Source organism: Klebsiella sp. V115_8 (genome assembly GCF_029967715.1).
In the GTDB taxonomy this organism is placed as follows: Bacteria; Pseudomonadota; Gammaproteobacteria; order Enterobacterales; family Enterobacteriaceae; genus Klebsiella; species Klebsiella quasipneumoniae.
On record NZ_JASCAR010000032.1, the window covers coordinates 77,960 to 100,802 of the forward strand.

Sequence of the window (22,843 nt, forward strand, 5' to 3'; positions counted from 1 at the left end):
GTCCTCAATCTTGAAAATTTGCCGACGATCTTACCCCGCGAAGCGGGGCAGTAAAATGAGCAAAATGTGCAAAGTCTTTTGCTAAATGAGCAATAATATCCTTACCAGTCAACGCGGGCTTCGAAGCCGCCGTCGCGGGCATTGGCAAACTCGACGCGCATGCCGTGCAGCGAGGCGATGCGCCGGACGATCGACAAGCCCAGGCCGCTGCCCGTAGCGTCCTGACCCGGCGGGCGGTAGAAACGCTCGCCGATGCGCGCCAGCGCCTGCGGGCTGATGCCGGGGCCGTTATCGCGTACCCGAAACTCTCGGGCGTTGAGGGTGATATCGACCTGGCTGCCGCGCGGGCTGTAGCGTACCGCGTTATCCAGCAGATTGCGCACCAGCAGGCTGAGGAGCAGCGGCTGGCCGGTGCGGGAGATGCCAGAGACATTAAGATGCAGGCGCAGCTCAATCCCGGCCTGCTGCGCCGGGTGGTACATCTCCATTACCGCCGACTGCAGCAGATCGTCGATGGCGACCGGCTGCACGTCGTCCAGCTGGGCGAGCGAGTCCAGCCGCGACAGCGTCAGCAGCTGATCCACCAGACGGGTGGCGCGATCGATCCCGTGATGGAGCTGAGCCAGGGCTTTCTCACGCCCTTGTGGATCGTCCAGAGAGAGCTGGGCGACTTCAGTCTGCACCTTCAGCGCCGCCAGCGGGCTGCGCAGCTCGTGGGCGGCATCAGAGGTAAACCGACGCTCGCGCAGCATGACGTCGTGGGTGCGCTGGAACAGCTGATTCAGCGCCTCGACCAGCGGGCGGACTTCAGTGGGGATCTTCTCCACGCTGAGCGATTCCGCCGAGTCCGGCGCGCGCAGGCGCAGCGTGCGCGCCAGATGTTTCAACGGCGCCAGTTCGCGGCTTAACAGCACGATGAGCAGCACGAACATCAGCGGCAGGGCGATCATCCACGGCGTTAGCTGCGAGGTAACAATGTCCATCGCCATTTCGCGGCGATAATCCCACTCCTGGCCGACGGCGATACGGTGGCGGCCATCGGCGGTGGTTAACCACAGGAAGCGCCACTCGTCATCATCGCCGCGCAGGTAGCCATCGCTGAAACCCTCGCGCTGCGAGTGCCATTGAATATCCTCCCCGTTTTCGCCGTCGTTAAGCACCATTTTGCCGTCGCGGGTGAAGATGGCGAATGCCAGCGCATCGTCGTCGATATGCCCGTGGCGCACCTTTTTCTTTTCCCCGAGCGATGCCGGCGGGGCGCGGAGCTCTTCGAAATTCATGACGCTCAGGCGGCGGGCGAACAGCAGCTGCTGGGTATCAAACAGCTTATCCAGCTTTTTACTGGTCTGCTGCCAGGCGATCACGCTGGCCACCCCCCAGGCGGCGGCGGTCAGCACGGCAAACAGCAGCGTCAGACGCAGGCGCAGGCTCAGGCGGGCAAGTCGTTTCATGCGTCACCCAGGGTATAGCCGATGCCGTGGACGGTGCGGATAAATTCACTGCCGAGTTTGCGGCGCAGATGATGGACGTGAACTTCCACGGCGTTGCTGGAGACCTCGTCGTCCCAGGTGTAGAGCTTTTCTTCAATAAGCTTACGCGGCAGTACGCGCCCGGCGTTACGCAGCAGCAGTTCCAGCAGGGCGAACTCCTTCGGCTTCAGCGTCAGGCTTTCGCCGTCGAGGCTGGCGGTTAAGCGGTTCGGGTCAAGGCTCACCTTGCCGTGGCGCAGCTCGCTGCTGCTCTGGCCGTGGGCGCGGCGGATCAATGCTTCGAGGCGGGCCGCTACCTCAATCAGGGCGAAAGGTTTGCACAGATAATCATCGGCGCCCAGGCGCAGTCCCTCCACCCGCTGGCTGAGCGCATCGCGGGCGGTGAGGATCAGCACCGGCTCATGGCGGCCTTTGTCGCGCCACTCGCGCAGAATATCGAGGCCATCGATGCCGGGAAGGGTGAGATCAAGAATTGCCGCGTCGTAGGGGGCGCTGTATAAGGCGTTTTTGCCCTCCAGCCCGGCGGTAAACCAGTCGATGCTGAAGCCCATTTTGCTCAGCCCGGCCTTGACGCCATCGCCGATTAACTTGTCATCTTCCACCAATAATATGCGCATTTTCCCTCCTGCCAACCCGGCTGCTCTGCGCAGTAAACCGCGTTGCGACCGGGGTTGTACAGCATTAAAATTTCTTTTTTCCCCTTAAGAAGTCGTTAAGTTTTGTCGGGCGTAATAGGAGCCATATCAACACGAAGGGAGAACACATCATGAAGAAAATTGCTGCGATGACCGCGATCGTTGCCCTGGTTTCCATGCCGGTGCTGGCTGCCGGACAGGGCGGGTATACCGGTCCTTCTGCGACCACGCCGGCAAGTTCGACCACCCAGGGCGGCGGATTTACCGGCCCGAGCGGCGCGGTCACCACCGTCACCAATGTCAAATCGCTGCGGGACGATACCTGGGTGACCCTGCGGGGCAAAATTACCGAGCGCGTGTCCGACGATCTGTATAAGTTCCAGGATGCTACCGGGGTGATCAATGTCGATATCGACCACAAACGCTGGAACGGCGTCACCGTCGGCCCGCAGGACACGGTAGAAATTCAGGGGGAAGTCGATAAGGACTGGAACTCGGTGGAGATCGACGTTAAACAGATCCGTAAAATCACGCCATAAGTCTCCGGCGGATAAGCGCAAGATCGGTCAGGAATCGCTATCCTCGCTCTGTCAGAGTATGTCGCGAGGAGGAGACGATGAACGATATTAAGGCCAGCCCGGCGTATGCCGGGCGCTTCCAGCGCGTCTGTAGATACATTGCGCGTCATCTTGATGAGCCGCTGTCGCTGGAGGCGCTGAGCGCGATAGCGCACAGTTCGCCTTACCATTTTCACCGGCAATTTAGCGCGTATACCGGCATTCCCTTGTACCGGTATATTCAGTGGTTACGTCTGCGACGCGCCTGTTGGCGCCTGGCGTTCAACCCCCGCGATAAAATCATCGACATTGCCCTTGATGCCGGATTTCAGAATGCGGAGTCGTTCAGCCGTGCCTTCCGTACCGCGTTTGACCAAAGCCCGACCCAGTTCCGTCAGCAACCGGACTGGGCCGAGTGGCATCGACGCGTACCGAAACATACGCTACAGGAGCAAACGTCGATGGACGTCAATATCATTTCGTTCCCCACCACCCGGGTAGCCGTCCTGCAACATCGTGGCAGCCCGGACCTTGTCAACGCCACCGCCGCGCGTTTTATCGCCTGGCGTAAGACGAGCGGATTATCGCCCGTTGCCACCAGCGAAACCTGGGGGATCGCCTGGGACGATCCGCAGACTACCCCGCAGGAGGCATTTCGTTTTGATCTCTGCGGTACGGTCGAACGGCCGGTTGGTGAAAACGCCTTTGGCGTGATTAACGGCGAAATCCCCGGCGGACGCTGCGCCGTCGTGCGCCATCACGGCTCGCTGGACACCCTGGCGAACAGCGTTTGGTATCTCTATCGCGACTGGTTACCCGCTTCAGGCGAGACGTTACGGGATTTTCCGGTCTACTTCCGTTACCACAATTTTGTCCACCAGGTGGCTGAGCATGAGCTGCAAACCGATATTTATCTGCCGCTGGCCTGATTAAGGTGACGGAATCCTCAACCGATCTCACGGCCTGTGACTCAGGGCGTGAGATCGGGTATTATCGCGGGTAGTTTTGCCGTCCGAACGGTCGGTACCCAGATTGAGGATCCACGATTAATGAGCGATATGGCAGAGCGCCTTGCGCTGCATGAATTTACGGAAAATGCTTACCTGAACTACTCCATGTACGTGATCATGGACAGGGCATTACCGTTTATTGGCGATGGCTTAAAACCGGTCCAGCGTCGCATCGTCTATGCGATGTCCGAACTGGGGTTGAACGCCAGCGCCAAATTCAAAAAGTCCGCCCGCACCGTCGGCGACGTGCTGGGTAAATATCACCCACACGGCGACAGCGCCTGCTATGAAGCGATGGTGCTGATGGCGCAACCCTTCTCCTATCGCTATCCGCTGGTGGATGGCCAGGGGAACTGGGGGGCGCCGGACGATCCGAAATCCTTCGCCGCCATGCGTTACACCGAATCCCGCCTGTCGAAGTATGCCGAGCTGCTGCTCAGCGAGCTGGGGCAGGGGACGGTCGACTGGGTGCCAAACTTTGACGGTACGCTGCAGGAGCCGAAAATGCTGCCGGCGCGCCTGCCAAACATCCTGCTCAACGGCACCACCGGCATCGCGGTGGGCATGGCGACCGATATTCCGCCTCACAACCTGCGTGAAGTGGCGAAAGCGGCGATTACGCTGATTGAGCAGCCGAAAACGACCCTCGACGAACTGCTGGATATCGTGCAGGGACCGGATTTCCCGACCGAGGCGGAGATCATCACTTCGCGGGCGGAAATTCGCAAAATCTACCAGAACGGACGCGGCTCGGTGCGCATGCGCGCGGTATGGAGCAAAGAGGACGGCGCGGTAGTGATCAGCGCGCTGCCGCACCAGGTCTCCGGCGCCAAAGTACTGGAGCAGATTGCCGCGCAGATGCGCAATAAAAAGCTGCCGATGGTGGACGACCTGCGCGACGAATCGGACCACGAAAATCCGACCCGCCTGGTGATCGTCCCGCGCTCCAACCGGGTGGATATGGAGCAGGTGATGAACCACCTGTTCGCCACTACCGATCTGGAGAAGAGCTACCGCATCAACCTCAATATGATCGGTCTCGACGGCCGCCCGGCGGTAAAAAACCTGCTGGAGATCCTCAGCGAATGGCTGGTGTTCCGTCGCGATACCGTACGTCGCCGTCTGAACCACCGGTTAGAGAAGGTCCTTAAGCGCCTGCATATCCTTGAAGGTTTGCTGGTGGCGTTCCTCAATATTGATGAAGTCATCGAGATCATCCGCACGGAAGATGAGCCGAAGCCAGCCCTGATGTCGCGCTTTGCCATCAGCGAAACCCAGGCGGAAGCGATTCTGGAACTGAAACTGCGCCATCTCGCCAAACTGGAAGAGATGAAGATCCGCGGCGAGCAGAACGAGCTGGAAAAAGAGCGCGATCAGCTGCAGGCGATTCTGGCCTCTGAACGTAAGATGAACAACCTGCTGAAGAAAGAGCTGCAGGCCGATGCCGATGCTTTCGGCGACGATCGCCGCTCGCCGCTTCACGAGCGTGAAGAAGCGAAAGCGATGAGCGAGCATGATATGCTGCCGTCTGAGCCGGTCACCATCGTTCTGTCGCAGATGGGCTGGGTGCGCAGCGCCAAAGGGCACGACATCGACGCCCAGGGGCTGAGCTATAAAGCGGGCGACAGCTGGAAAGCCTCGGCGAAGGGCAAGAGCAACCAGCCGGTGGTGTTTATCGATACCACCGGGCGCAGCTATGCCATCGATCCGATTACCCTGCCCTCGGCGCGTGGCCAGGGTGAGCCGCTGACTGGCAAGCTGACGCTGCCTCCGGGCGCGACCGTGGAACATATGCTGATGGAAGGCGACGATCAGAAACTGCTGATGGCCTCCGACGCCGGCTACGGTTTTGTCTGCACCTTCAACGATCTGGTGGCGCGCAACCGCGCCGGAAAAGCGTTGATCACCCTGCCTGACAACGCGCATGTGATGCCGCCGCTGGTCATTGAGGACGAGTCCGATATGCTGCTGGCCATCACCGCCGCCGGGCGGATGCTGATGTTCCCGGTCAGCGATCTGCCGCAGCTGTCGAAAGGCAAGGGCAACAAAATCATCAACATTCCTGCGGCGGAAGCCGCCGCCGGCCAGGACGGTCTCGCACATCTGTTTGTCCTGCCGCCGCAGAGTACGCTGACCATTCATGTCGGCAAACGGAAGATCAAACTGCGTCCGGAAGAGCTGCAAAAAGTCACCGGCGAGCGCGGCCGCCGCGGTTCGCTGATGCGCGGTCTGCAGAAGATTGACCGTGTTGAAATTGACTCGCCGCGCCGCGCCGCGGCAGGCGATAGCGAAGAGTAAGCGCTTCTCCTCCCGTCTTTGACGGGAGGAGGCGAAAAAAAGCCGCAAAATCGTTGTTTATTCAGGCGTTGCGATTAACAATGTCCATCATCAGGGGCCCAGGAAGAACGGTCCCGGCCTGCGCAGAACTTGTGAGCCTGCCTTCTGCCAGCAGCGAATAATTCTAAGCGGTTTGGGTTTTAGAGGTAGCTATGCTATTCATTTTTCGAGTAATTTTCGTGGTCATTTATTGCATCGTAGTGTGCGTACTTGGCTGTCTGTACTGCTTGTTCAGCCCACGTAATCCAAAACACGTTGCCACTTTCGGCCATCTGTTTGGCCGTTTATCTCCGGTATTTGGCCTCAAGGTAGAGCTACGCAAACCCGCCGACGCGGAAAGCTATGGCAACGCGATCTACATCGCTAACCACCAAAACAACTATGATATGGTGACGGCATCTAACATCGTGCAGGCCCCGACGGTCACCGTGGGGAAAAAGAGCCTGTTGTGGATCCCGTTCTTTGGCCAGCTGTACTGGCTGACCGGTAATCTGCTGATTGACCGCAATAACCGAACCAAAGCGCACGGCACCATTGCCGAGGTCGTCAACGCCTTTAAAAAGCGTAAAATTTCGTTCTGGATGTTCCCGGAAGGGACCCGCAGCCGCGGTCGCGGTCTGCTGCCGTTTAAAACCGGCGCCTTCCACGCGGCTATTGCCGCCGGCGTGCCGATTATTCCGGTGTGTGTCTCGAATACATCGAATAAAATAAAGCTCAATCGCTGGAACAACGGTCTGGTGATTGTGGAAATGCTGCCGCCGGTGGATACCAGCCAGTTCGGTAAAGACAACGTGCGCGCGCTGGCGACGCATTGCCGCGAGCTGATGGCCGCCAAAATCGCTGAGCTGGACAACGAAGTGGCCGAGCGCGAAGCGGCCGGTAAGCAATAAGACAGGAAACGCCGCCAACGCGCGCGTATTGCTGGCGGGAAACGAATTCCCTTTTTCATTTGTCAGTATGTCATGGAGTTAATATGTCACTCAGTCGGCGTCAGTTTATTAAGGCTTCCGGCGTAGCGCTGTGCGCTGGCGCCGCGCCGCTGAAGGCCCATGCCGCCGGCCAGCAGCCTGCGCTGCCGGTTCCGCCGCTGCTGGAGTCCCGTCGCGGTCAGCCGCTGTTTCTGACGCTGCAGCGTTCACACTGGTCGTTTACGCCAGGCACCCGCGCCCCCGTCTGGGGGATCAATGGCCGCTATATGGGGCCGACGATCCGCGTCTGGAGCGGGGACGACGTCAAGCTTATCTACAGCAACCGTCTGACGGAGAACGTCGCGATGACCATCCGCGGGCTGCAGGTGCCTGGCCCGCTGATCGGCGGCGCGGCGCGCATGATGTCGCCGAACGCCGACTGGGCGCCGGTGCTGCCGATCCGGCAGAGTGCGGCGACGCTGTGGTACCAGGCCAATACGCCGAACCGGATGGCGAAGCAGGTCTATAACGGTCTGGCCGGCATGTGGCTGGTGGAGGATGAGGTGAGCAAGAACCTGCCGATCCCTAACCACTATGGTGTCGATGACTTCCCGGTGATAATTCAGGACAAACGGCTGGATAACTTCGGCACGCCGGAATATAGCGAACCGGGCAGCGGCGGCTTCGTCGGCGATACGCTGCTGGTCAATGGCGTGCAGAGCCCCTATGTCGAAGTGTCCCGCGGCTGGGTGCGTCTGCGCCTGCTGAACGCTTCCAACTCCCGGCGCTATCAGCTACAGATGAGCGATGGCCGACTGCTGCATGTCATTTCCGGCGACCAGGGGTTCCTGCCGGCGCCGGTTTCGCTCAAGCAGCTGTCGCTGGCGCCGGGGGAACGGCGTGAAATTCTGGTCGATATGACCAACGGCGATGAAGTGTCCATTACCTGCGGTGAAGCGGCGAGCATCGTCGACCGTATCCGCGGCTTTTTTGAACCGTCCAGCATTCTGGTCTCCACGCTGGTGCTGACCCTGCGCCCGACCGGGCTGCTGCCGCTGGTCACCGACAGCCTGCCGGCGCGTCTGCTGCCGACTGAGCTACTCTCCGGCACGCCGATCCGCAGCCGGGATATCACGCTCGGCGACGATCCGGGGATTAATGGCCAGCTGTGGGATCCGCAGCGTATCGATATCACGGCGCAGCAGGGGACCTGGGAGCGCTGGACGGTGCGCGCCGACCGCCCGCAGTCGTTCCATATTGAAGGGGTGATGTTCCAGATCCGTAACGTCAACGGCTCGACCCCTTTCCCGGAAGACCGCGGCTGGAAGGACACCGTGTGGGTCGACGGGCAGGTCGAACTGCTGGTCTACTACGCCCAGCCGTCGTGGCCGCACTTCCCGTTCCAGTATCTGAGCCAGACGCTGGAGCTGGCCGACCGCGGTTCGATTGGCCAGATGCTGGTGAATCCCGCACCGTAAACTGTTCGACCCTGGCCGGCATACGGTCAGGGTTTGAGAAAATCCTCCTTCATTTCCACTATCATTCCGGCTTATAATCCACGCCCTTTTGGTTATTTTTTTATCATTTCCCCGGAAGCAATATGAGCGCAATATCCCTGATCCAACCGGATCGTGACCTTTTTTCCTGGCCGCAATACTGGGCTGCCTGTTTTGGCCCTGCGCCATTTTTACCGATGTCGCGTGAAGAGATGGATCAACTTGGCTGGGATAGCTGCGACATTATTCTGGTCACCGGCGACGCCTACGTCGACCACCCGAGCTTCGGGATGGCTATCTGCGGCCGCATGCTGGAAGCGCAGGGGTTCCGCGTGGGGATCATCTCCCAGCCGGACTGGAACACCAAAGACGACTTCATGCGTCTGGGCAAACCGAACCTGTTCTTCGGGGTGACCGCCGGCAACATGGACTCGATGATCAACCGCTACACCGCCGACCGTAAGCTGCGCCATGACGACGCTTACACCGCCGGCAACGTGGCGGGCAAGCGCCCGGACCGCGCCACCCTGGTGTATACCCAGCGCTGTAAAGAGGCGTGGAAAGACGTGCCCGTGATCCTCGGCGGCATCGAGGCCAGCCTGCGCCGTACCGCACATTATGATTATTGGTCCGATACCGTGCGCCGCTCGGTGCTGGTGGACTCCAAGGCCGATATGCTGATGTTCGGCAACGGCGAGCGTCCGCTGGTGGAAGTGGCTCATCGCCTGGCGATGGGCGAAACCATCGACCAGATCCGCGATGTGCGTAATACCGCCATCATGGTGAAAGAGGCTCTCCCGGGCTGGAGCGGTGTAGACTCCACCCGTCTGGATACCCCGGGCAAAATCGACCCCATCCCGCACCCGTATGGTGAAGATCTGCCGTGCGCCGATAACAAACCGGTCGCGCCGAAGAAACAGGAAGCGAAAAGCATCACTGTGCAGCCGCCGCGGCCAAAACCGTGGGAAAAAACCTATGTGCTGCTGCCTTCTTTCGAGAAGGTGAAAGGCGATAAGGTCCTGTACGCTCACGCCTCGCGCATTCTGCACCATGAAACCAACCCCGGCTGCGCCCGGGCGCTGATGCAAAAGCACGGCGAGCGCTACATCTGGATCAACCCGCCGGCAATCCCGCTCTCCACTGAAGAGATGGACAGCGTCTTCGCCCTGCCTTACAAGCGCGTGCCGCATCCTTCCTATGGCGATGCGCGCATCCCGGCGTATGAGATGATCCGTTTCTCGATCAACATCATGCGCGGCTGCTTCGGCGGGTGTTCGTTCTGCTCGATCACCGAGCACGAAGGACGCATTATCCAGAGCCGTTCAGAGGATTCGATCATCAATGAGATCGAAGCCATTCGCGACACGGTGCCGGGCTTTACCGGCGTGATCTCCGATCTCGGCGGACCCACCGCCAACATGTATATGCTGCGCTGCAAATCGCCACGCGCCGAGCAGACCTGCCGCCGACTCTCCTGCGTCTACCCGGATATCTGCCCGCACATGGATACCAACCATGAGCCGACGATCAACCTTTACCGTCGCGCCCGCGAGCTGAAGGGCATCAAGAAGATCCTTATCGCCTCCGGGGTACGCTATGACATCGCGGTCGAAGATCCGCGCTATATCAAAGAGCTGGCGACCCACCACGTCGGCGGCTATCTGAAGATCGCGCCGGAGCATACCGAAGAGGGCCCGCTGTCGAAGATGATGAAGCCGGGAATGGGCAGCTACGACCGCTTTAAAGAGCTGTTCGACACCTATTCGAAGCAGGCGGGTAAAGAGCAGTATCTGATCCCGTACTTTATCTCCGCCCACCCGGGGACCCGTGATGAAGACATGGTGAACCTGGCGCTGTGGCTGAAGAAGCACCGCTTCCGTCTCGACCAGGTGCAGAACTTCTATCCGTCGCCGCTGGCGAACTCGACCACCATGTATTACACCGGCAAAAACCCGCTGGGCAAGATCGGCTATAAGAGTGAAGAGGTGGTGGTGCCGAAGGGCGATAAACAGCGCCGTCTGCACAAAGCGCTGCTGCGCTATCACGATCCGGCCAACTGGCCGCTGATCCGTCAGGCGCTGGAGGCGATGGGCAAGAAACACCTGATTGGCTCACGTCGCGACTGCCTGGTGCCGGCGCCGACTCTCGATGAGATGCGCGAAGCGCGTCGCCAGAACCGTCATACCCGCCCGGCGCTGACCAAGCACACGCCGATTGTGCATCAGCGTTCTAACGGTGGCGCAACGGCGAAAAAGCCCGTTAAACGGGGTAAAGTCGCCGGGCGTTAAGCCTGACTTTGCGCCCGGCAGCGTTTCGCTGGCCGGGCGGTTTCTTAAGCCGGACACGCGTCAGCGCTGCCCGGCTTTTTTACCTGTTATCCGCCGAACTGATCCGGGTCGGGCCCCAGACGCTTGCCCTGATCCAGTTTGGCAATCTCCCCCAATTCTTCTTTATCCAGGCGGAAATCCCAGACGTTAAAGTTTTCGGCGATGCGCGACGGCGTGACGGATTTGGGGATCACTACCAGACCGCTGTCGAGATGCCAGCGGATGACAATCTGCGCCGGCGTTTTGCCATATTTATCAGCCAGCTGATGGATAACTTTCTGATCGAAGACGCCCTTACCGCCCTGGGCCAGCGGGCTCCAGGATTCGGTCTGGATCTTGTGGGTGGCGTTCCAGGCGTGCAGCTGCCGCTGCTGCAGCAGCGGATGCAGCTCTATCTGGTTGATCACCGGCGCGACGCCGGTTTCATCAATCAGCTTCTGCAGATGCGGCACCTGGAAATTACACACGCCGATGCTCTTCGCCAGCCCCTGCTGCTGCAGCTCAATCAGCGCCTGCCAGGCCTCGACGTAATGGCCGATAGTCGGCACCGGCCAGTGGATTAAATAGAGATCCACATAGTCCAGCTTCAGCTTGCTGAGACTCTCTTTCAGCGCCTCGTGCGGCCGTTTTTGATCGTCGTTCCACAGCTTGGTGGTGATGAATAGCTCATCGCGATTGACGCCAGCGCTTTGCAGGGCGTTGCCGACGCCAGCCTCATTTTGGTACGCGGCGGCGGTGTCAAAAGAGCGATAACCGACTTCCAGCGCCTTATGAATGGCGGAGACGACTTCCTCGTTGCCAGCTTTCCACACGCCGAGACCCAGCTGCGGCATCAGGTTGCCGTCGTGTAGTTTTATAACGGTTGGATGTGTCATGCCTTCCTCCTGTTAATGAACTCGGCGAAGCAGGATCCGCCGAGGGGTAGCATTAAGTCTGGACGAAATAGCTAAAAACGGTAGTAAAAACACCTCTCCCCGACGTTTGTTTAACGTAAGGGGAGGTGAATCAGGCGGGGTAACTTAGCGGGCAGCCTCGTAGATACGACGGCTGACGTCCAGGGTGATATCCTGGCGCTCGCCCAGCTTGGTCATGCCGTGCTCTTCCAGTTTCGCCAGCAGCGCCGGGATGGAGCTACCGTCGAGACCGTAATCGGAGAGGCGGGTCGGCACGCCCATCTGCTCGAAGAACTGGCGCGTCGCGGCGATGGCGGCATCGATGCGCTGGTCGTCTGAGCCCTCGGTGATATGCCACACGCGCTCCGCATATTGCAGCAGCTTCTCGCGCTTGGTATCACGCTTCTCATTCCACAGCGCCGGCAGAACGATAGCCAGCGTCTGGGCGTGATCGAGACCATGCATCGCCGTCAGTTCGTGACCAAGCATATGCGTTGCCCAGTCCTGCGGCACGCCTGCGCCGATCAGGCCGTTCAGTGCCTGGGTCGCGGCCCACATAATGTTGGCGCGCGCGTTATAGTTTTCCGGCTCCTGCAGCGCTTTCGGGCCATCCTCGATCAGGGTCAGGAGAATGCCTTCGGCGAAGCGGTCCTGAATTTTGCCGTCAACCGGGTAGGTGACGTACTGTTCGACGGTATGGACGAAGGCGTCAACCACGCCGTTGGCGACCTGGCGCGGCGGCAGGGTATAGGTGTAGACCGGATCGAGGATCGCGAACTGCGGCTGAACGTGGGAAGACATAAACGCGCGTTTGTCGCCGGTGGTTTTCCGCGAAATCACCGCCCCTTTGTTTGATTCAGAACCGGTCGCCGGCAGGGTGAGAACCGAGCCCATTGGAATGGCGCTGGCGATCTTACTGCCATAGGTTTCCAGAATTTCCCACGGATCGATGTTGGCGTCATAGTGGGCTGCTGCCGCGATAAACTTGGTGCCATCCAGCACCGAACCGCCGCCGACCGCCAGCAGGAAGGTGACCTTCTCTTCGCGGGCGAGCTTCACCGCGTTCATCAGGGTTTCGTAAGACGGGTTCGGCTCGATGCCGCCAAATTCAAGGACGTCCAGGCCATTCAGGGCGGTCAGTACCTGATCCAGGACGCCCGTTTTTTTCACGCTGCCGCCGCCGTAGGTGATCAGTACGCGAGCTTCCGCCGGGATCTGTTCACGCAGTTTTTCAATCGCGCCTTTGCCAAACAGAATGCGGGTTGGGGTATGCAGGTCAAAATTATTCATTGCTTGAATCCTCAAAAGAGTAAAACCGCCGACAGGGACGATACCGCTGCCCGATGACGGTTATTGTGGTCCTGGCGCCGTTGCCCCTCAATGCACATTTCTGCCTATGTCTTGCCTATTTCTCCATATGGCTGGAGAATTCGCGGCGGCCTGCGCACAATGTACGGGTGAAGAAACATCGGGAGAGACGGTGGCAATGCAACACGCAGAGATATGTCAGACTCTGACAGAAAAGGTTAACCAGCTGAAAGATAAGCACGAAATGTTAAGTTCGCTACTACCCGACGTCCGCCTGCTGTACGGGACGCAGCCGGGACCGCGGATGCCGGTGATGTACCAGCCGGGGATCGTTTTTCTCTTTTCTGGCCATAAAATTGGTTATATCAATGAGCGGACGTTTCGCTACGATACAAACGAATATCTGCTGCTGACCGTACCGCTGCCTTTCGAATGCGAAACCTTTGCCACCCCGGAGGTGCCCCTGGCCGGCATGCGCCTGAACGTCGATATCCTGCAGCTGCAGGAGCTGCTGATGGATATTGGCGAGGATCCGCTGTTTCAGCCCGCCGTCGCCTCCAGCGGGATAAACTCCGCAGTGCTCTCGGAGGATATCTTGTGCGCTGCTGAACGGCTGCTCGACGTGATGGAGCGGCCGCTGGACGCGCGGATCCTTGGCAAGCAGATCGTCCGCGAAATTCTCTACTATGTGCTGACGGGACCCTGCGGCGGCGCGCTGCTGGCGCTGGTCAGCCGGCAGACCCACTTCAGCCTGATTAGCCGCGTACTCAAGCATATCGAGAGTCAATACACCGAAAACCTCAGCGTCGATCGGCTGGCGGCGGAAGCGAATATGAGCGTATCGGCGTTTCACCATAATTTTAAATCGGTGACTAGCACTTCGCCGCTGCAGTATCTGAAAACCTACCGTCTGCACAAGGCGCGCATGCTGATGATCCATGACGGGATGAAGGCCAGTGCGGCGGCGATACAGGTGGGCTATGAAAGCCCTTCCCAGTTCAGTCGCGAGTTTAAGCGCTACTTCGGGATGACGCCCGGGGAAGACGCCGCGCGTATTCGTACGATGCAGGGAATGTAATACCGGGGAGGGAGCAGGCCGGGCGGGCGCAGCCCCCCGGCAGTCGACGTCAGGCGCTGCAGTATTTCTTTTTGATCACCACGAACAGCGTGCCGAGCAGGCCAGCCAGCAGCAGGGCAATCGGCAGGATCATCAGGCAGGTCATCACCTGATCTTCATGACGCTTCACGAATGGGATCATGCTCAGCGCATAGCCGAGGCCCGTGACCACGCCGACCCACAGCAGGGCGCTCAGCCAGTTGAAGAACTGGAAGCGGCGGTTCGGCAGACCGGAAATCCCCGCCATGGTTGGCAGCAGGGTACGGACAAATGCCAGAAAGCGGCCCGCGAGCAGCGCCAGCAGACCGTGGCGGTCAAACATGCAGGTGGCGCGCTGATGGTACTTATGCGGCAGGTGCGCCAGCCAGCCTTTCACCGTTTGCGTATTGCCCAGCCAGCGCCCCTGTACATAGCTCAACCAGCAGCCGAGGCTGGCGGCGGCGGTCAGAATGGCGATAGTGGGCACAAAGTCCATGACGCCTTTAGCAATCAGCGCGCCGGCGAGCAGCAGCAGGCTGTCTCCAGGTAAAAAGGAGGCAGGCAGCAGCCCGTTTTCCAGAAACAGGGTCGCGAACATAACCAGATATACAACGCCCACAACATGAGGGTTCGCCAGTGCGGCAAAATCATGTTGCCACAGCGCGGCGACAATCTCTTGAATGACAACCATGGACTTTCCTAAGTGGTACCGTATTGTTGACTAGTGTACTCCTGAAGAGACCCGAGCACCTTGATCCCGGGCGCAACAAAAGCGGCCGCTCCGATAAAAAGCGTCCGCTATTGTTGCCACTGACTGTCACTTTACACGATACGCGCGAAGCCCGCTGCTAAATCCGCCTGCAGATCGTCAACATTTTCGAGTCCAATGTGCAAACGGATCAGCGTGCCGCTGAAGTCGACTTCCGCATCCGGTCGGATGTGAGCGATTTGCTCCGGCTGATTGGCCAGAATCAGCGATTCAAAGCCGCCCCACGAGTAGGCCATGCTGAACAGGCTGAAGTTGTCGAGATACGCTGCCAGCTCAGCGTCGTTGAGACGCTTGTTGAGCACAAAAGAGAACAGCCCGCTGCTGCCGGTAAAATCGCGCTTCCAGAACTCATGGCCTTTACTGCCGGGCAGAGCGGGGTGGTTGACCCGCGCCACCTGCGGATGCTGCGCCAGCCACTCGGCGATGCGCAGGCTGCTTTCATGATGCTGACGCAGGCGGACGCCCAGCGTGCGCAGGCCGCGGCTGGTCATATAGGCGGTATCGGCGTCCAGCATTTGCCCCATCAGATAGGCATTCTCACGCAGCTGCGGCCAGCAGCGCGCGTTCGCCACCGCGGTGCCGACCATGGCGTCGGAGTGGCCGATCAGGTATTTGGTGCCTGCCTGAATAGAAATATCAATGCCAAAATCCAGCGCTTTGAACAGGATCCCCGCCGCCCAGGTGTTATCGATCATGATAATCGCTTCCGGGGCGACCTGACGCACGGCGGCGACAATCGCCGGCACATCGTGCACTTCCATGGTGATGGAGCCGGGCGATTCCAGGAACACCACGCGGGTCTCAGGGCGAACCAGACGGGCAATATCGGCGCCGATTAAGGGATCGAACCAGCTGGTGGTCACGCCGAGTTTGGCGAGAATTTTGGTACAAAAATCCTGGCTTGGCTCATAGGCGGTATTGGTCATCAGCACATGGTCGCCCTGCTCGACAAACGCCAGGATAGTGTTGGCCACCGCGGCCGCGCCGCAGGGGAAGAGGGCGCAGCCGGCGCCGCCCTCCAGCTCGCACATCGCTTCCTGCAGCGAGAAGTGGGTCAGGGTGCCGCGACGCCCATAGAACAGCTCGCCGTTGGCCCGATTGCGGGTGGCGTGCTTTTTGGCCTCTACGGTGTCGAACACCAGCGATGACGCGCGCTGGATCACGCTGTTCACTGAGCCCTGGGTATATTTTTTGCTCCGCCCGGCGTTGACCAGCGCGGTATCAAGATGTTTATCAGCCATGTTGATGAACCTGTTTTTATACGTCTGGACGTCTAAACTAGCATGAATCTTCTTTTCTGTACCAGCGCGCTGCCGATACAGGCGAAAATTTTACCAGGCCCGCGGTTAGCCACTTTTTTACTGCGTAAGCGCAAGGAAAATAAACGTGATTTGCTGCACAGTGTAAATACTAATGAGAACCACTATCAATTCGATGTCGTTTTGATATTATTGTGGGCAGATTTTGTGATTATCGTCGTGGAGATAGAGCGTGGGTAATAATTTGATGCAGGCGGATCTCTCCGTTTGGGGTATGTATCATCATGCCGATATTGTCGTTAAGGTGGTGATGATAGGCCTGATTCTGGCGTCGGTCGTCACCTGGGCCATCTTCTTCGGTAAAGGGGCGGAAATCCTCGCCAGCAAGCGTCGCCTCAAACGTGAACAGCAGCAGCTGGCGGAAGCCCGCTCTCTCGATCAGGCCAGCGATATCGCCAGCGCCTTTGAGGCGAAAAGCCTCACCACCCAGCTTATCAATGAAGCGCAGAACGAACTCGAACTCTCCGCCGGTGCCGAAGACAATGAAGGCATCAAGGAACGAACCGGTTTCCGCCTTGAGCGCCGCGTCGCGGCCGTCGGTCGCCATATGGGGCGCGGCAACGGCTACCTGGCCACCATCGGCGCCATTTCGCCGTTCGTGGGCCTGTTCGGCACCGTCTGGGGCATCATGAACAGCTTTATCGGCATCGCCCAGACCCAGACCACCAACCTTGCGGTGGTGGCGCCGGGCATCGCGGAAGCGCTGCTGGCGACAGCTATCGGTCTGTTCGCCGCCATCCCGGCGGTTGTCATCTATAACATCTTCGCCCGCATGATCGGCAGCTATAAGGCCTCGCTCGGCGACGTCGCCGCTCAGGTCCTCCTGCTGCAAAGCCGCGACCTGGACCTCAGCGCCAGCGGCGTGAAGCCGGTGCGCAGCGCGCAGAAATTACGGGTAGGTTGATCGGCTATGGCGATGCGTCTTAATGAAAATCTGGACGATAACGGCGAAATGCATGAGATCAACGTGACGCCGTTTATCGACGTCATGCTGGTTCTGCTGATTATCTTCATGGTAGCCGCGCCGCTGGCGACGGTCGACGTGAAGGTCAATCTGCCGGCCTCCTCCAGCCAGCCGCAACCGCGACCGGAAAAACCTATCTACCTGTCGGTGAAGGCGGATAAGAGCATGTTCCTCGGCAACGACCCGGTGACCGAAGCGAATATGATTAACGCCCTGGATAGCCTGACCGCCGGCAAAAAAGATACCACCGTCTTCTTCCGTGCGGATAAAACCGTCGATTACGAGACGATGATGAAAGTGATGGATACCCTGCATCAGGCGGGCTATCTCAAGATCGGGCTGGTGGGCGAAGAGACCGTCAAAGCCAAATAACCCGATGCTTTTCCTGAAAAGGCTGGTCGCGCGCCGGCCTTTTTTATTGTCCTCTGCCAGCGAAGTGTTGGCCTGGCGTTGCCATCACGTTATCTGTCTGAGATATAATGTCGCTTCTTTTTGTTAACTGACAGGATCTTATGGAACGCTTTCTGGAAAATGCTATGTACGCCTCGCGCTGGCTGCTGGCGCCGGTTTATTTTGGCCTCTCGCTCGGTCTGATTGCGCTGACCATCAAATTTTTTCAGGAGATCTTCCACATACTGCCGCATATTTTTAGCGTCAGTGAGTCGGATATGATTCTGACCCTGCTGTCGCTGGTGGATATGACCCTGGTGGGCGGTTTGCTGGTGATGGTGATGTTCTCCGGGTATGAAAATTTTGTCTCGCAGCTGGATATTAACGAGGGTAAAGAAAAACTCAGCTGGCTGGGCAAAATGGACGCGACGTCGCTGAAAAATAAGGTTGCCGCCTCCATCGTGGCGATCTCCTCTATTCACCTGCTGCGGGTGTTTATGGATGCGAAAAACGTCCCGGACAATAAGCTGATGTGGTACGTCATCATCCACCTGACCTTTGTGCTCTCGGCCTTTGTGATGGGCTACCTCGATCGTCTGACCAAAGTGAAACACTGATCCCTTCTCTCCCGGCGGCGTTAGCCGCTGGGCTTTTTTCTCCCCGTTTCTGCTTTTCTGCGCTGGCGTATGTCCGGGCTTCTGCTTTGCTTAAAGGGCGCTTAACAACGGAGGCAGGGTGATGACGCGATTAACGGCCAAAGATTTCCCGCAGCAGCTGCTCGAGTATTATGACTACTATGCCCACGGCAAAATCAGCAAACGCGAGTTTCTCCAGCTGGCGGGGAAATATACCGTCGGCGGGGTGACCGCGCTGGCGCTGTTTAATCTGCTGAAGCCCGACTATGCCCTGGCAGAGCAGGTACCGTTCACCGACCCGGATATCCGCCCGGAGTATATTCATTATCCCTCTCCTGATGGCCACAGCGAAGTGCGGGCTTACCTGGTGACGCCGACGAAAATAGCCGACAAAGCGCCCGCCGTGGTGGTGGTTCATGAGAACCGCGGCCTGAACCCCTATATTGAAGACGTAGCCCGGCGGGTAGCGAAAGCGGGGTATATCGCGCTGGCGCCGGATGGCCTGAGCTCCGTCGGCGGCTATCCGGGGAATGATGATGAAGGCCGCGCGCTACAGCAGAAAGTCGATCCCGTGAAGCTGATGAATGACTTTTTTGCGGCGGTCGAATTTATGGCGAAGCATCCGCAGGCGACGGGGAAGGTCGGTATCACCGGTTTTTGCTACGGCGGCGGCGTCAGCAACGCGGCGGCGGTGGCGATCCCGGAGCTGGCCTGCGCGGTGCCGTTTTACGGCCGCCAGCCGCCGCTGAAGGAGGTCGATAAAATTAAAGCGCCGCTGCTGCTGCACTATGCCGGCCTCGATAGCGGCATTAATGAAGGCTGGCCCGCCTATGAACAGGCGTTGAAGGAACACCATAAAGTCTATGAGGCCTATCTCTATCAGGGCGTGAATCACGGCTTTCATAATGATTCCACGCCGCGCTACGATCGGGCTGCGGCGGACCTGGCCTGGCAACGCACGCTGGCATGGTTTGAGAAGTATTTACGCTAGCGCAAACGTCATAAATAGCGCTACCGCTCGCTTATGGCAGGCTATCGGCTGGAAAGCTAAAAACCGGAGGCGGGCGCCTCCGGTGGGTCAGCGCGCTACGCCTGGCGCTTATCTTCCGTTTGGGTGTCAAAGTCGCGGGCGTCGTGGCGCTCATGCAGCTGCTCATTGAGCGGGCCGTTGGTGCGGTTAACGATGCGTCCGCGCTTGACGGCGGGGCGGTTGCCGACATCCTGCGCCCAGCGCAGCACGTTGGTGTAGCTCCCGGCGTCGAGGAACTCCGCCGCGTTATAGACATTGCCCAGCACCACGTTGCCATACCATGGCCAGACCGCCATATCGGCGATGGTATACTCCTCGCCGGCCACATAGCGACCGCGGGCGAGCTGTTTGTCCAGCACGTCGAGCTGGCGTTTGGCTTCCATGGTAAAGCGATCGATCGCGTACTCGATCTTCACCGGCGCATAGTTATAGAAGTGGCCGAAGCCGCCGCCGAGGAAGGGTGCGGCGCCCTGCAGCCAGAACAGCCAGTTAAGGGTTTCAGTGCGGCCGGCGGGATCCTTCGGCAGGAAGAAGCCAAATTTTTCCGCCAGATAGAGAAGAATGTTGCCGGATTCGAATACTCGGGTGGGCGGCGTGGTGGAGTGATCGCTCAGCGCCGGGATCTTCGAGTTCGGGTTGATGTCGACAAAGCCGCTGGAAAACTGATCGCCTTCGCCAATGCGTATCAGCCAGGCGTCGTACTCCGCGCCGCTGACGCCCAGCGCCAGCAGCTCCTCCAGCATGATCGTCACCTTCTGGCCGTTGGGCGTGCCAAGTGAGTATAGCTGGAGCGGATGGGTTCCCACCGGCAGGACGCGTTCATGAGTCGCGCCGGAAACGGGACGGTTGATGTTGGCGAACGCGCCGCCGCTGTTTTGCTTCCATTCCCACACTTTTGGTGGCTGGTAGTTTTGCTCTGACATGCTGGTTTGCCTTTTTCGTGGATGTACAAAAAGTGTAGCAGGTGACCTCAGGCCATAATCCGCGCGGCCCACACGCTGACATCATCGCCGCTGCCCAGATCCGGCTGCACCAGACCATTGACCATAAAGGTCGGCGAGACATGGATGCCGTTCTGGCGGGCATATTTGCTGTGCCACTTGATCACGTCCTGCAGCTCCGGGCGGGCAAAGGCGGCTCCCAGCAGGACGTGACTGTAGCGCTCAATGCGTTCAATGATTTGCTGCGGCGTGGCGTTCATGTTCGGCCCGCTGCAGTGATCGGTAAATTCAAACTCTTCCCGATGGTCTGCCACGGCCTGCATCACCTTATGCGCCTGCTCTCTGCCATGCGGCAGGGTGGACGCGGCGAGGATGCAGCGGACAATCACCCCGGAGAACAGATGCCACGGCTGCGACTGCAGCCGTATCTTGATGGTTACGTTATCGGCGCCGACCTCATCGAGCAGATCGTCGAGTTTATTAAACGCGCGGACAGAGTAGGGGCAGGTGGGCTCAAGGAACACCTCAAACGTCCGCGGGCCGTGTCCCCAGACCAGCGGTTGGGCATTCAGATGCGAGGGTGTGCTCATTGTCGACTCCTGATGTTGCGTTGTTTTTTTGTTATATCACCGATAACGATATCACTTCTGCTTTCGGCTGCAGGGTTATTTTCCTTAACGGCACGATTAGCGAAACGAATGAGTGGTATCATCGTTACACCTCTGTCTGGTAAGTGCCTGCGGCAGGATAAGAAGAGGGAGTTTTGTTTCGCCAACTGCCCGGGCTGCATTTATTTGAGGTCAGGCTAAATGAGCAAAGGATCGACAAGCAGTGACGCCCCGTTTGGGACATTGTTAGGCTACGCGCCCGGCGGCGTGGCAATTTATTCATCGAATTACAGTAGCTTAAATCCGCAGGACTATCCGGATGACGCGACGTTTCGCAGCTACATCGGCAATGAGTATATGGGGCATAAATGGCAGTGCGTTGAATTTGCGCGCCGCTTTCTGTTCCTGACCTACGGGTTTGTCTTTACCGATGTGGGGATGGCCTATGAAATCTTCTCCCTGCGCTTTCTGCGCGAAGTGGTCAATGACAATATTCTCCCGCTGCAGGCCTTCGCCAACGGCGCCCGTCGTCCGCCGATCGCCGGTTCGCTGCTGATCTGGCAGAAGGGCGGCGAGTTTAAGCACACCGGCCACGTCGCGGTGATCACCCAGCTTGTCGGCAATAAGGTGCGTATCGCCGAGCAGAACGTCATTCACTCGCCGCTGCCGCAGGGCCAGCAGTGGACCCGCGAGCTGACCCTCGAGGTCAACGCCGGCCGGTACACCATCAAAGATACCTTTGCCGATACCGAAATTTTAGGCTGGATGATCCAGACCGCCGATACCGAACACAGCCTGCCGCAGCCGGTGCTGCCGGGCGAGGCGATGGCGATCAAGGGCGCGCGGCTGCCGAACAACGGCCAGTTCCGCGGCAAATGGCTGAACGAGAAAGATCCGCTGCAGAAAGCCTACGTGGCGGCCAACGGCCATTTTATCAATCAGGATCCCTATCAGTATTTCACCATCAGCGAAAGCGCCGAACAGGAGCTGATTAAAGCCACCAACGAGCTGCACCTGATGTATCTGCACGCCACCGATAAGGTAATGAAGGATGATAACCTGCTGGCGCTGTTTGATATCCCGAAAATCCTCTGGCCGCGTCTGCGTCTCTCGTGGCAGCGCCGGCGTCATCATATGATCACCGGGCGCATGGATTTTTGCATGGACGAGCGCGGGCTGAAGGTGTACGAGTACAATGCCGACTCCGCCTCCTGCCATACCGAAGGCGGGCTGATCCTCGAGCAGTGGCTGAAGCAGGGCTACTACGGCACGGGTCACAATCCGGCCGAAGGTCTGCTCGATGAGCTGGCGGGGGCGTGGAAACACAGCCGGGCGCGGCCTTTCGTGCACATCATGCAGGACAAGGATCTGGAAGAGAATTACCACGCGAAGTTTATCCAGCGTTCGCTGACCCAGGCCGGTTTTGAGAGCAAAATTCTCTTTGGCCTCGATGAACTGCGCTGGGATGCCGCCGGCCAGCTGATCGACGCCGACGGGCGGCTGGTCAACTGCGTCTGGAAAACCTGGGCATGGGAAACCGCCATTGAGCAGGTGCGCGAAGTCAGTGCCGATGAGTACGCGGCGGTGCCGATTCGTACCGGACATCCGCAGAATGAGGTGCGACTGATTGACGTCCTGCTGCGTCCTGAAGTATTGGTATTCGAACCCCTGTGGACGGTGATCCCGGGCAACAAAGCGATCCTGCCGGTGCTATGGTCGCTGTTCCCGCATCATCGCTATCTGCTGGATACCGATTTCGTGGTTAACGACGAGCTGGCGAAAACTGGTTATGCCGTGAAGCCCATTTCCGGACGCTGCGGGAACAATATCGATCTGATCGGGCCTCAGGATGAGGTTCTGGATCAGACCAGCGGCCAGTTTGTCGATCGTAAGAATATCTACCAGCAGCTGTGGTGCCTGCCGAAAGTGGATGGCAAGTATATCCAGGTGTGCACCTTTACCGTCGGCGGTAACTACGGCGGTACCTGCCTGCGCGGCGATTCGTCGCTGGTGGTGAAAAAAGAGAGCGACATAGAGCCGCTGATCGTATTGAAAGACAAAGCGTGATGTGCTGACCCCGGATAGCGGCTCGTGCCCTGTCCGGGGAGAGCGCAGAGACACGAACCAGGA

General features: G+C 58.8%; 20 protein-coding genes and 1 pseudogene. 13 read left to right on the top strand and 8 right to left on the bottom strand.

The window, feature by feature from the left end:
• Window positions 1-101 precede the first annotated feature (101 nt).
• Together qseC and qseB are read right to left on the bottom strand one after the other, a co-directional pair.
• Entirely contained in the window at window positions 102-1,451 is a 1,350-nt protein-coding gene (qseC, locus tag QLG03_RS14645; protein ID WP_110237915.1) for a quorum sensing histidine kinase QseC, read from the bottom strand.
• The gene (qseB, locus tag QLG03_RS14650; RefSeq protein ID WP_032454072.1) at window positions 1,448-2,107 is read right to left on the bottom strand and encodes a quorum sensing response regulator transcription factor QseB; all 660 of its coding nucleotides are present in this window, start codon (window positions 2,105-2,107) and stop codon (window positions 1,448-1,450) included. Before qseB ends, qseC begins: the two co-directional genes overlap by 4 nt.
• A gap of 149 nt (window positions 2,108-2,256) precedes the next feature.
• Here qseB and QLG03_RS14655 point away from each other — a divergent pair, with 149 nt between their 5' ends.
• The 6 genes and pseudogenes from QLG03_RS14655 to QLG03_RS14680 form a co-directional block, all read left to right on the top strand.
• The gene (locus QLG03_RS14655) at window positions 2,257-2,664 is read left to right on the top strand and encodes a YgiW/YdeI family stress tolerance OB fold protein (RefSeq protein WP_023291025.1); all 408 of its coding nucleotides are present in this window, start codon (window positions 2,257-2,259) and stop codon (window positions 2,662-2,664) included.
• 77 nt (window positions 2,665-2,741) lie between these two features.
• Window positions 2,742-3,611: an AraC family transcriptional regulator gene (locus QLG03_RS14660; RefSeq protein ID WP_050533736.1), complete on the top strand. Its 870-nt coding sequence runs from the start codon at window positions 2,742-2,744 to the stop codon at window positions 3,609-3,611.
• Window positions 3,612-3,731: 120 nt separating this feature from the next.
• The gene (gene parC / locus QLG03_RS14665; RefSeq protein WP_004205224.1) at window positions 3,732-5,990 is read left to right on the top strand and encodes a DNA topoisomerase IV subunit A; all 2,259 of its coding nucleotides are present in this window, start codon (window positions 3,732-3,734) and stop codon (window positions 5,988-5,990) included.
• A gap of 191 nt (window positions 5,991-6,181) precedes the next feature.
• Window positions 6,182-6,919 (top strand): 1-acylglycerol-3-phosphate O-acyltransferase, encoded by a 738-nt coding sequence (plsC, locus tag QLG03_RS14670; RefSeq protein WP_065805145.1) that lies wholly within the window; start codon window positions 6,182-6,184, stop codon window positions 6,917-6,919.
• A gap of 83 nt (window positions 6,920-7,002) precedes the next feature.
• Window positions 7,003-8,415, top strand: coding sequence for a cell division protein FtsP (ftsP, locus tag QLG03_RS14675; protein WP_023291023.1), 1,413 nt, complete (start codon window positions 7,003-7,005; stop codon window positions 8,413-8,415).
• 33 nt (window positions 8,416-8,448) lie between these two features.
• Window positions 8,449-10,661: pseudogene (locus QLG03_RS14680) on the top strand (YgiQ family radical SAM protein); the annotation flags it as partial.
• 146 nt (window positions 10,662-10,807) lie between these two features.
• On the opposite strand, the gene dkgA reads toward QLG03_RS14680, so the two are convergent.
• Complete coding sequence (gene dkgA / locus QLG03_RS14685; RefSeq protein WP_023291021.1) at window positions 10,808-11,635, bottom strand: 2,5-didehydrogluconate reductase DkgA; 828 nt, start codon at window positions 11,633-11,635, stop codon at window positions 10,808-10,810.
• 144 nt (window positions 11,636-11,779) lie between these two features.
• Window positions 11,780-12,943, bottom strand: coding sequence for an alcohol dehydrogenase (gene yqhD, locus QLG03_RS14690; protein ID WP_255988812.1), 1,164 nt, complete (start codon window positions 12,941-12,943; stop codon window positions 11,780-11,782).
• 196 nt (window positions 12,944-13,139) lie between these two features.
• Between yqhD and QLG03_RS14695 the strand changes: the two genes are divergently transcribed.
• Window positions 13,140-14,039, top strand: coding sequence for an AraC family transcriptional regulator (locus tag QLG03_RS14695; protein WP_032454066.1), 900 nt, complete (start codon window positions 13,140-13,142; stop codon window positions 14,037-14,039).
• A 49-nt stretch (window positions 14,040-14,088) separates the two neighbouring features.
• On the opposite strand, the gene yghB is transcribed toward QLG03_RS14695, so the two are convergent.
• Together yghB and metC are read right to left on the bottom strand one after the other, a co-directional pair.
• Window positions 14,089-14,748 (bottom strand): DedA family general envelope maintenance protein YghB, encoded by a 660-nt coding sequence (yghB, locus tag QLG03_RS14700; RefSeq protein ID WP_004205217.1) that lies wholly within the window; start codon window positions 14,746-14,748, stop codon window positions 14,089-14,091.
• A 131-nt stretch (window positions 14,749-14,879) separates the two neighbouring features.
• Window positions 14,880-16,067, bottom strand: coding sequence for a cystathionine beta-lyase (metC, locus tag QLG03_RS14705; protein WP_032454065.1), 1,188 nt, complete (start codon window positions 16,065-16,067; stop codon window positions 14,880-14,882).
• Between the two features lie 250 nt (window positions 16,068-16,317).
• On the opposite strand from metC, the gene exbB reads away from it, so the two are divergent.
• The 4 genes from exbB to yghX all read left to right on the top strand — a co-directional run bounded on the left by exbB (window position 16,318) and on the right by yghX (window position 19,125).
• Window positions 16,318-17,049, top strand: a complete 732-nt coding sequence (exbB, locus tag QLG03_RS14710) for a tol-pal system-associated acyl-CoA thioesterase (protein WP_004174395.1) — start codon at window positions 16,318-16,320, stop codon at window positions 17,047-17,049.
• A 6-nt stretch (window positions 17,050-17,055) separates the two neighbouring features.
• Window positions 17,056-17,481: a TonB system transport protein ExbD gene (exbD, locus tag QLG03_RS14715; RefSeq protein ID WP_002916785.1), complete on the top strand. Its 426-nt coding sequence runs from the start codon at window positions 17,056-17,058 to the stop codon at window positions 17,479-17,481.
• Between the two features lie 140 nt (window positions 17,482-17,621).
• Window positions 17,622-18,116 (top strand): TIGR00645 family protein, encoded by a 495-nt coding sequence (locus QLG03_RS14720; protein WP_004105804.1) that lies wholly within the window; start codon window positions 17,622-17,624, stop codon window positions 18,114-18,116.
• Between the two features lie 121 nt (window positions 18,117-18,237).
• Window positions 18,238-19,125, top strand: coding sequence for a YghX family hydrolase (gene yghX, locus QLG03_RS14725; RefSeq protein ID WP_255988809.1), 888 nt, complete (start codon window positions 18,238-18,240; stop codon window positions 19,123-19,125).
• 95 nt (window positions 19,126-19,220) lie between these two features.
• Here yghX and yghU read toward each other — a convergent pair whose 3' ends face one another.
• Together yghU and QLG03_RS14735 are read right to left on the bottom strand one after the other, a co-directional pair.
• A complete protein-coding gene (gene yghU, locus QLG03_RS14730; protein WP_032454062.1) occupies window positions 19,221-20,087 on the bottom strand; it encodes a glutathione-dependent disulfide-bond oxidoreductase in 867 nt (288 codons plus the stop codon).
• Between the two features lie 47 nt (window positions 20,088-20,134).
• A complete protein-coding gene (locus QLG03_RS14735) occupies window positions 20,135-20,695 on the bottom strand; it encodes a thioredoxin domain-containing protein (RefSeq protein WP_004150918.1) in 561 nt (186 codons plus the stop codon).
• A gap of 20 nt (window positions 20,696-20,715) precedes the next feature.
• On the opposite strand from QLG03_RS14735, the gene QLG03_RS14740 reads away from it, so the two are divergent.
• The gene (locus QLG03_RS14740) at window positions 20,716-20,838 is read left to right on the top strand and encodes a hypothetical protein (protein ID WP_032454061.1); all 123 of its coding nucleotides are present in this window, start codon (window positions 20,716-20,718) and stop codon (window positions 20,836-20,838) included.
• Window positions 20,839-20,914: 76 nt separating this feature from the next.
• Complete coding sequence (gss, locus tag QLG03_RS14745) at window positions 20,915-22,780, top strand: bifunctional glutathionylspermidine amidase/synthase (RefSeq protein WP_032454060.1); 1,866 nt, start codon at window positions 20,915-20,917, stop codon at window positions 22,778-22,780.
• The last annotated feature ends 63 nt before the right edge of the window (window positions 22,781-22,843 follow it).

Coding starts and splice junctions, on each gene's coding strand:
- metC (WP_032454065.1), bottom strand. CDS start 16,067: ATGGCTGATAAACATCTTGATACCGCGCTGGTCAACGCCGGGCGGAGC.
- exbD (WP_002916785.1), top strand. CDS start 17,056: ATGGCGATGCGTCTTAATGAAAATCTGGACGATAACGGCGAAATGCAT.
- qseC (WP_110237915.1), bottom strand. CDS start 1,451: ATGAAACGACTTGCCCGCCTGAGCCTGCGCCTGCGTCTGACGCTGCTG.
- dkgA (WP_023291021.1), bottom strand. CDS start 11,635: ATGACACATCCAACCGTTATAAAACTACACGACGGCAACCTGATGCCG.
- yghB (WP_004205217.1), bottom strand. CDS start 14,748: ATGGTTGTCATTCAAGAGATTGTCGCCGCGCTGTGGCAACATGATTTT.
- QLG03_RS14660 (WP_050533736.1), top strand. CDS start 2,742: ATGAACGATATTAAGGCCAGCCCGGCGTATGCCGGGCGCTTCCAGCGC.
- ftsP (WP_023291023.1), top strand. CDS start 7,003: ATGTCACTCAGTCGGCGTCAGTTTATTAAGGCTTCCGGCGTAGCGCTG.
- qseB (WP_032454072.1), bottom strand. CDS start 2,107: ATGCGCATATTATTGGTGGAAGATGACAAGTTAATCGGCGATGGCGTC.
- parC (WP_004205224.1), top strand. CDS start 3,732: ATGAGCGATATGGCAGAGCGCCTTGCGCTGCATGAATTTACGGAAAAT.
- QLG03_RS14720 (WP_004105804.1), top strand. CDS start 17,622: ATGGAACGCTTTCTGGAAAATGCTATGTACGCCTCGCGCTGGCTGCTG.
- QLG03_RS14655 (WP_023291025.1), top strand. CDS start 2,257: ATGAAGAAAATTGCTGCGATGACCGCGATCGTTGCCCTGGTTTCCATG.
- gss (WP_032454060.1), top strand. CDS start 20,915: ATGAGCAAAGGATCGACAAGCAGTGACGCCCCGTTTGGGACATTGTTA.
- yghX (WP_255988809.1), top strand. CDS start 18,238: ATGACGCGATTAACGGCCAAAGATTTCCCGCAGCAGCTGCTCGAGTAT.
- plsC (WP_065805145.1), top strand. CDS start 6,182: ATGCTATTCATTTTTCGAGTAATTTTCGTGGTCATTTATTGCATCGTA.
- QLG03_RS14695 (WP_032454066.1), top strand. CDS start 13,140: ATGCAACACGCAGAGATATGTCAGACTCTGACAGAAAAGGTTAACCAG.
- QLG03_RS14735 (WP_004150918.1), bottom strand. CDS start 20,695: ATGAGCACACCCTCGCATCTGAATGCCCAACCGCTGGTCTGGGGACAC.
- yghU (WP_032454062.1), bottom strand. CDS start 20,087: ATGTCAGAGCAAAACTACCAGCCACCAAAAGTGTGGGAATGGAAGCAA.
- yqhD (WP_255988812.1), bottom strand. CDS start 12,943: ATGAATAATTTTGACCTGCATACCCCAACCCGCATTCTGTTTGGCAAA.